This is a genomic window from Ilumatobacter sp. (assembly GCF_049588435.1).
Lineage (GTDB): Bacteria > Actinomycetota > Acidimicrobiia > Acidimicrobiales > Ilumatobacteraceae > Ilumatobacter_A.
Map to the genome: position 1 here is coordinate 1 of NZ_JBAVYV010000416.1, position 1,533 is coordinate 1,533.

A 1,533-nucleotide genomic window follows, 5' to 3' on the forward strand; every position below is an offset into this window, starting at 1 on the left:
CTCGAGGACGCACAGACCGCAGCCGAGGAAGCGTCGTCGCGACTCGCGATCGCCGACGTCGCGGTCGCAGCGACGACCGACGCGTTGGCCCTGGCGCGGCGCAGCGAATCCGAACTGAGTCGTCGGCTCGACGACAACGACGCCAAGCTCTCGGCGGCGTCGGAAGGCCTCGCCCGTGCTCAGGGTGAGCAACGTGGTGTGCAGGCCGAACTCGAGTCACTGGCACGATCGATCGGCGAACTCACCAGCAACAGTGAGCGCGAGCGGCAGCGGGTCGATGAACTCGAAGCCCTGCTCCCGGCGCTCGAGTCGGATGAACAGGCCGAGGCCGATGCGGCACGTGCGCGCGGCGAGCTGCGTGCGCATCTCGAACAGCGCGCGGCAGCGCTCGCGTCCAAGCGCAAGGATCTCGAAGTCCGCAACGCGGGCCTGATCGAGCGACATCAGATCCTCGAACGCCGGATCGCCGAGACCGAACGACGCCTCGAAGCCGATGCCGAGGCTCGCGCCGCAGCTGAGGACCGGCGCGTCGTGATCGAGCGGTCGATGGGAGTGATCGACCGGCTGTCGGCGATCGTCGCCGACCGTCACGCGATCGTCGAAGCCCACCACAGCGAACTCGCGGAGACCCGACGCCAGCAGAGCGATGAGGTGCGCGGCCTCACGTCCGAACTGGATGCACTGCGACGCGAGCGTGCGGACAAGGAACGCGAGCTCGACGTGACGCGCGAGAGGGCGCGCAAGGCCGAGATCGAGGAAGCCGAGGCGAAGCTGCGGCTCGAGACCTCGATCGAGACGCTCCGTCGCGATCTCGATCTCGAACCCGCCGTCGCCGAAGCCGCCGAGATGCCCGAGATTCCCGAGGGCGCAACGCCCGCAGGTCGCGTGCGCGAGCTCGACCGTGAACTGAGGTTGCTCGGACCGATCAACCCGCTCGCACTCGAGGAGTTCAACGAACTCGAGATCCGCCACGCGTTCCTCGACGAACAGCTGAACGACGTCCGCAGTACCCGCCGCGAGTTGGCACGCGTGATCGCCGCTGTCGATGCCGAGATCCAGAACGTGTTCGCCGCTGCCTTCGCCGACGTGAGCGCCAACTTCACCGAGTTGTTCGGGCTGCTGTTCCCGGGCGGCCAGGGCAAGCTGAAGCTCACCCATCCCGATGACCTCCTCCAGACCGGGATCGAGGTCGAGGCGAAGCCGAGCGGCAAGAACGTCAAGAAGCTGTCGCTCCTGTCCGGTGGCGAGCGCAGCCTCACCGCGCTGGCCTACCTGTTCGCGGTGTTCCGCTCGCGCCCGTCCCCGTTCTACGTGATGGACGAGGTCGAGGCTGCCCTCGATGATGTGAACCTGCACCGGTTCCTGGGCTTGATCCAGGAGTTCCGTAAGGACGCGCAGCTGATCATCGTGTCGCACCAGAAGCGCACGATGGAGGCCGGCGACTGTCTCCTCGGCGTGACCATGCAGCCGGGCGGTTCGTCGAAGGTGATCACGGAGCGCACCGACTCCGCCCGCACCTCGGCCGACACCTGA

At 67.4% G+C, this 1,533-nt stretch carries 1 pseudogene; it reads left to right on the forward strand.

Going from position 1 to position 1,533, the window contains the following annotated elements:
- Positions 1-1,533, forward strand: a pseudogene (locus WBV89_RS15945) (chromosome segregation protein SMC); the annotation flags it as partial.